At 68.1% G+C, this 6,457-nt stretch carries 5 protein-coding genes; all 5 read right to left on the reverse strand.

Annotated elements, in window-relative coordinates:
• Positions 1-239 precede the first annotated feature (239 nt).
• Positions 240-1,607: an NAD-dependent succinate-semialdehyde dehydrogenase gene (locus QMX80_RS17765; protein ID WP_282278504.1), complete on the reverse strand. Its 1,368-nt coding sequence runs from the start codon at positions 1,605-1,607 to the stop codon at positions 240-242.
• A gap of 160 nt (positions 1,608-1,767) precedes the next feature.
• A complete protein-coding gene (locus QMX80_RS17770; protein WP_055770064.1) occupies positions 1,768-2,613 on the reverse strand; it encodes an ABC transporter permease subunit in 846 nt (281 codons plus the stop codon).
• Positions 2,610-3,536, reverse strand: a complete 927-nt coding sequence (locus QMX80_RS17775) for an ABC transporter permease subunit (protein WP_082443634.1) — start codon at positions 3,534-3,536, stop codon at positions 2,610-2,612. The genes QMX80_RS17770 and QMX80_RS17775 overlap by 4 nt, the downstream gene beginning before the upstream one ends.
• Complete coding sequence (gene potA / locus QMX80_RS17780) at positions 3,533-4,675, reverse strand: polyamine ABC transporter ATP-binding protein (protein WP_055770067.1); 1,143 nt, start codon at positions 4,673-4,675, stop codon at positions 3,533-3,535. The genes QMX80_RS17775 and potA overlap by 4 nt, the downstream gene beginning before the upstream one ends.
• A 250-nt stretch (positions 4,676-4,925) precedes the next feature.
• The gene (locus QMX80_RS17785; protein ID WP_055770070.1) at positions 4,926-6,050 is read right to left on the reverse strand and encodes a polyamine ABC transporter substrate-binding protein; all 1,125 of its coding nucleotides are present in this window, start codon (positions 6,048-6,050) and stop codon (positions 4,926-4,928) included.
• Positions 6,051-6,457 lie beyond the last annotated feature (407 nt).

Below are 6,457 nucleotides of genomic sequence, written 5' to 3' on the forward strand. Positions count from 1 at the left end.
GCGCCGGGCGGCGCCCGGCGGGGCTTGGCCGGGAATGCCCCAGCGGGGCGTTGCCCCGCTCTACAGATCGCGCTGCCCTGTAGCGCCGGGCAACGCCCGGCGGGGCCTGGCCGGGAATGTCCCAGCGGGGCGTTGCCCCGCTCTACAGATCGCGATGCCCTGTAGCGCCGGGCAACGCCCGGCGGGGGGCCTGGCCGGGAATGCCCCAGCGGGGCATTGCCCCGCTCTACAGGGGCGGATCAGGCCACGTAGATGGTCTTGATGTTGGTGAACTCGCGGATGCCGTGTTCGGCCAGTTCGCGGCCGAAGCCCGAGCGCTTGGTGCCGCCGAACGGCAGCCGCGCATCGCTCTTGACCACCGAGTTGACGAAGGCCGCGCCGCACTGCAGTTGCGCGGCAACGCGCTCGCCGCGTGCGGCATCGCGCGTCCACACGCTGCCACCCAGGCCGAAGCTGGTGTCGTTGGACACGCGCAGCGCTTCGGCCTCGTCCTTCACCCGCAGGATCGCCGCCACCGGGCCGAACAGCTCCTCCTCGTACGCCGACATGCCCGGCGCCACGTGGTCGAGGATCGACGCCGGGTAACCGGCATGGCTGCCGGCCAGCGGTTCGCAGCCCAGCAGCGGCCGGGCGCCCTTGTCGATGCTCTCGCGCACCTGCCGGTGCAACGCATCGCGCAGGTCGGCGCGGGCCATCGGCGCCAGCGTGGCGGCCTCGTCCTGCGGGTCGCCGTACACCCGCGCCTTCGCCGCTTCGACGAAGCGCCGCACGAAGGCGTCGGCGATGGCCTCCACCAGCACGAAGCGCTTGGCCGCGATGCAGGTCTGCCCCGCATTGTCGAAACGCGACTTCACCGCCGCGGCGACAGCGACGTCCAGGTCGGCATCCTCCAGCACAACGAAGGCGTCGCTGCCGCCCAGCTCCATCACGCATTTCTTCAGCTGGTCGCCGGCGTTGGCGGCGATGGAACGGCCGGCGCGCTCGCTGCCGGTGAGCGTGACCGCCTTGATGCGGCGGTCGCGCAGCACGTCGGCGGCCTGGTCGTTGTCGATGTGCAGCACGTCGAACACGCCGGCCGGCACGCCGGCACCGGCCAGCACCGCGGCGATCAGGTCGGCGCAGCCCGGCACGTTGCTGGCGTGCTTGAGCAGGGCCACGTTGCCGGCCATCAAGGATGGAGCGAGGAAGCGGAACACCTGCCACACCGGGAAGTTCCACGGCATCACCGCCAGCACGCAGCCGATGGGCTGGTAGAGGACATAGCTGCGCTGCGCCTCGGTCGGGATCGCCTGTGGTTCGAGATAGCCGGCGGCATGGTCGGCGTAGTACTCGCAGGCCGCCGCGCTCTTCTCGATCTCGGCCAGCGCCTCGCCCCGCAGCTTGCCCATTTCCAGGGTCATCGTGCGCTGGATCTCGTCGCGGCGCGCGCGCAGGCCTGCAGCCACGTTGCGCAGCAGGGCGCCGCGCTGTTCCAGCGCCATGCCCGACCACGCCGGGAACGCCACCTCCGCGGCGGCCAGCCGCTGCTCGACGGCGACGGCGCTCATCAGTTCGACCGTGCGCAGCGCGCGGCCGTCGAAGGGGTTGATGGTCTGGTAAGAAGCCATGGCGCTGCACCGTGCATCCAACGAAGACGGGGATGGTAGCGCCGGCGATGTTGCGTCCGCGTCGACTACGTCCGTGCCGGGCAGGCCCGGCACCTGCAAAGCGGCTTCGCCGCAGGCACCGCAGATGCGGCGCATGCCCGGCATGAAGCGGCGATGCGCCTCAGCCGTTGTCCTGCAGCGCCAGCTGCATGTCGCGCTGGCGCCGCTTCTCCGCGCGCGCCGAGATCCACCAGCCGATGAAGGCCACGGTCGATACCGCCAGCACCAGCAGGGTGGCCAGCGCGTTGATCTTCGGGCTGACGCCCATGCGCACCGAGGCGAAGATCTTCATCGGCAGCGTGGTCGAGCTGGGACCGGCGACGAAGCTGGCGATCACAACGTCGTCCAGCGACAGGGTGAAGGCGAGCAGCCAGCCGGACAGCAGCGCCGGGGCGATGATCGGCAGGGTGATCAGGAAGAACACCTTGAGCCGGTTCGCGCCCAGGTCCATCGCCGCCTCCTCCAGCGAGCGGTCCAGCTCCTGCAGGCGCGAGGACACCACCACGGTCACGAAGGAGATGGTGAAGGTGACGTGCGCGATCCAGATCGCCACCACGCCCTTGGACGGCAGCCCGAACAGGCCGCCCATCGACACCAGCATCAGCAGGATCGACAGGCCGATGATCACCTCCGGCATCACCAGCGGCGCGGTCACCAGCGCGCCGAACACGGTCTTGCCGGGAAAGCGACGGAAACGGGTCATCGCCATCGCCGCCATGGTGCCGAGCACCATCGACGCGGTCGCGGTCCAGAACGCGACCTTGAGGCTGACCCAGGCCGCTTCCAGCAGCTGCCGGTCGCGGAACAGCTCGCCGTACCACTGCGTGGAGAAGCCCGCCCACACCGTCGCCAGCCGCGAGGAATTGAACGAATACAGCACCAGCAGCAGGATCGGCAGGTACAGGAAGGCGAAGCCGGCCAGCAGCACGCTCCAGCCCAGCCAGCGTTGGCCGCGGACCATGCTCATGCCAGCTTCCCTTCCAGCTCGCGCTGCTGGGACCGGTTGAAGATCACGATCGGGACCAGCAGCAGGATGAGCATGACGATCGCCACCGCCGAGGCCAGCGGCCAGTCGCGGTTGTTGAAGAACTCGCCCCACAGCACGCGGCCGATCATCAGCGTGTCCGGGCCGCCGAGCATTTCCGGAATGACGAACTCGCCCACCGCCGGGATCATCACCAGCATGCAGCCGGCGACGATGCCGCTGCGCGACAGCGGCAGGGTGATGCGCGCGAACGCCTGCCACGGCTTGGCGCCGAGGTCGTAGGCCGCTTCCAGCAGGCGGTGGTCGAGCTTGACCAGGTTGGCGTACAGCGGCAGCACCATGAACGGCAGGTAGCAGTAGACGATGCCGATATAGGCCGCCAGCGGCGTGTAGAGGATGCGCAGCGGCTCGTCGATCAGGCCCATGCCCAGCAGGGTGCGGTTGATCAGGCCGTTGCTGTCGAGGATGCCGATCCAGGCGTAGACGCGGATCAGGAACGAGGTCCACGACGGCAGCACCACCAGCATCATCGCGATGTTGCGCGCCGACGGCGGCATGCGCGAGATCACGTAGGCCATCGGGTAGCCGATCAGCAGCGTGAGGAACGTGGCGATGACCGCGATCTTGATCGAACTGAGGTAGGCGACGACGTACTGGCTGTCGGCGAACAGCTGGGTGTAGTTGCCGAGGTTGAGGTTGACGGTGAAGGCGTTGTCCACGTACGCCACGATGGAGGTGTACGGCGGCATCGCCACGGCCATCTTCGCGAACGAGATCTTCAGCACGATCAGGAACGGGATCGCGAAGAACAGCAGCAGCCACAGGTAGGGCACGCCGATCACGCCGGCGCGCATGCCCGGCAGCCAGCGCCGCCAACCGCCCGGGTTCGGGTCGCGCGCGCTCATGAAGTCAGCACCACGCCGTCGTTGTCGTCCCAGGACACCCAGACCTCGTCGTTCCAGGTGATGCCGTCGCTGTCCCAGCGCTTCATGTTGGCGAAGTTGGACAGCACCTTGGCGCCGCTGGGCAGGCGCACGTGGTAGACCGAATGGCTGCCGAAATAGGCGATGTCCTCGACCACGCCGCGCGCCTTGTTGCTCTCGCCCTCGGGTTCGTCCTTGGCAATGTGCACCTTCTCAGGGCGCAGCGCGAACGCCACCGGCTGGCCTTCGTAGCCGGTGATGCCATGGCCGACGTAGATCGGCGCCGGGAAGTCGGCGGTACGCACGGTGACGTACTCGGGCAGGTCTTCGTCGATCACGCCCTCGAACAGGTTCACCGAGCCGATGAAGCCGGCGACGAAGCGGTTGGCCGGCTGCTCGTAGATGTCGTCCGGCTTGCCGATCTGCTGGATCCAGCCCTGGTCCATCACCGCGATGCGGGTGGCCATGGTCATCGCTTCTTCCTGGTCGTGGGTGACCATCACGCAGGTCACGCCGAGCTGCTCGATGATGTTGACCAGCTCCAGCTGCATCTTCGAGCGCAGCTTCTTGTCCAGCGCGCCCATCGGCTCGTCCAGCAGCAGCAGCTTGGGGCTCTTGGCCAGCGAACGCGCCAGCGCCACGCGCTGCTGCTGGCCGCCGGAGAGCTGGTGCGGCCTGCGCTTGCCCAGCTTCTCCAGCTGCACCAGTTCCAGCATCTCGCCGACGCGGCGGGCGATGGCGTCCTTGGCCATGCCGTCCTGCTTCAGGCCGAAGGCGATGTTCTGCTCCACCGTCATGTGCGGGAACAGCGCATAGGACTGGAACATCATGTTGATCGGCCGCTCGTAGGGCGGCAGCGCGGTGATCGGCTGGCCGTCGAGCAGGATCGAGCCCTTGGTCGGCGTCTCGAAACCGGCCAGGCAGCGCAGCAGGGTGGACTTGCCGCTGCCCGAACCGCCCAGCAGGGCGAAGATCTCGCCCTTGCGCACGTCCAGGTTGACGTCGTCGACGGCGACGAAGCCATCGAATTCCTTGCGCAGGTCGCGGATGGACAGGTAGCCGGGCTCGCTGTTCAGGGCGATGGCGTCGGGCCGGACGTCGGTCTTGGCATCAACGGGCATGAAGGATTCCGGGAGCGGGCGGGACGGGCAAACGCGCGTAGTGTAGTCCCCGCGTTTTGCCGGCGACACCCTGCCGTTCCACGCGGGAATGCCCTGTTCGACGCTGCATGGACCGGGTGGCGCACCAGGAATACCGGCCCAAGGAGAAGCCCCCCTGGAGTCCAAGGGGGCGTGCCAAAGGCGTGGGGGACGGCGAGCCGGGGCCCAGGGTTTGTCCTGCAAACCCCGGGGAACCAGGCCAATGCGCAGTTCAACGCCCGGTCTTGATCTCGGTCCACAGCCGGGTGTAGAGCTTGTCCACTTCCGGCGGGTTGATCGCGTAGGTGAACATCTTCGCCGCCACGTCTTCCGGCGGGTAGATGGTCTTGTCCTCGCGGATCGCCGCATCCACCAGCGGCGTGGCCGCCTTCACCGGGTTGGCGTAATGGGTGACGTTGGTGTTGTTGGCGGCCACCTGCGGTTCGAGCAGGTAGTTGATGAACGCATAGGCGTTCTCCGGGTGCTTGGCATCCTTCGGGATGGCCAGCATGTCGAACCACTGCGGCGCGCCTTCCTTCGGGATCGAATAGGCCACTTCCACGCCGTTGCCGGCCTCCTCGGCGCGGTCGCGCGCCTGGATGATGTCGCCCGACCAGCCCACCACCAGGCAGGTGCTGCCATTGGCCAGCGAACCGACGTACTGGCTGGAGTGGAAGTTCTGCACGTACGGACGGATGCTCTTGAGCAGGTCGGCGGCCTTCTGGAGGGTCGCCGGATCGGTGCTGTGCGGGTCCTGGCCCAGGTAGTGCAGCGCGACCGGGATCATGTCCGACGGGGTGTCGAGGATGGTGACGCCGCAGTCCTTCATCCTGGCGATGTTCTCCGGCTTGAACACCAGGTCCCAGCTGTTGGCGATGTCGGTGCTGCCGCCGAAGCGTTCCTTGAGCTTGGCCACGTTGTAGCCGATGCCGGTGGTGCCGATCATGTACGGCACGCCGTACTTGTTCTCCGGATCCTGGCCGGCGATGCGCGCCATGATCGCCGGGTCCAGGTTGGCCAGGTTCGGGATCCTGCTCTTGTCCAGCGGCAGGAACACGCCGGCCTGGATCTGGCGGCCGAAGAAGTTCAGCGTCGGCACCACGATGTCGTAGCCGCTGTTGCCGGTCAGCAGCTTGGTCTCCACCATCTCGTCGCTGTCGAACACGTCGTAGGTGACCTTGACGCCGGTCGCCTTCTCGAAATTCGGGATGGTGTCCTCGGCGATGTAGTCCGAGTAGTTGTAGACGTTCAGGACCTTGGCCTCGCCACCGTCGGCGGTCTTGGCGGCCTCTTCCTTGCCGCCGCAGGCGGCGAGCAGGGACATGGCGACGCCAACGGTCAGGATGCGCAGATTCATGGGTTCTCCAGTGTGATCCGGGAGGGAGCCGGCTGAACCGGCGGACGCGATATTGTCCCATGAAGCAGATGACAGCGCCCGGCGCGGGCTTCACCGGGAAAGCGCCAGCGGGGCGCTGCCCCGCTCTACAGATGCATGGGCCACGGTGCCGTTGCAGCGCCGGGCAACGCCCGGCGGGGGCTTCACCGGGAAAGCGCCAGCGGGGCGTCGCCCCGCTCTACAGGTGCATGGGCCACGGTGCCGTTGCAGCGCCGGGCAACGCCCGGCGCGGGCTTTACCGGGAAAGCGCCAGCGGGGCGTCGCCCCGCTCTACAGGTGCATGGCCACGGTGCTGCTGTAGCGCCGGGCCACCCCCCGCGGGGGTTTGCCCGGGGGGGCCCCACCCGGGGGGTGCCCCCCGCCCCCCG

The organism is Stenotrophomonas sp. PS02297 (assembly GCF_029959705.1).
In the GTDB taxonomy this organism is placed as follows: Bacteria; Pseudomonadota; Gammaproteobacteria; order Xanthomonadales; family Xanthomonadaceae; genus Stenotrophomonas; species Stenotrophomonas nitritireducens.

Excerpts from the sequence above, each read along its gene's own strand:
- QMX80_RS17765 (WP_282278504.1), bottom strand. The coding sequence starts at position 1,607 with ATGGCTTCTTACCAGACCATCAACCCCTTCGACGGCCGCGCGCTGCGC.
- potA (WP_055770067.1), bottom strand. The coding sequence starts at position 4,675 with ATGCCCGTTGATGCCAAGACCGACGTCCGGCCCGACGCCATCGCCCTG.
- QMX80_RS17770 (WP_055770064.1), bottom strand. The coding sequence starts at position 2,613 with ATGAGCATGGTCCGCGGCCAACGCTGGCTGGGCTGGAGCGTGCTGCTG.
- QMX80_RS17785 (WP_055770070.1), bottom strand. The coding sequence starts at position 6,050 with ATGAATCTGCGCATCCTGACCGTTGGCGTCGCCATGTCCCTGCTCGCC.
- QMX80_RS17775 (WP_082443634.1), bottom strand. The coding sequence starts at position 3,536 with ATGAGCGCGCGCGACCCGAACCCGGGCGGTTGGCGGCGCTGGCTGCCG.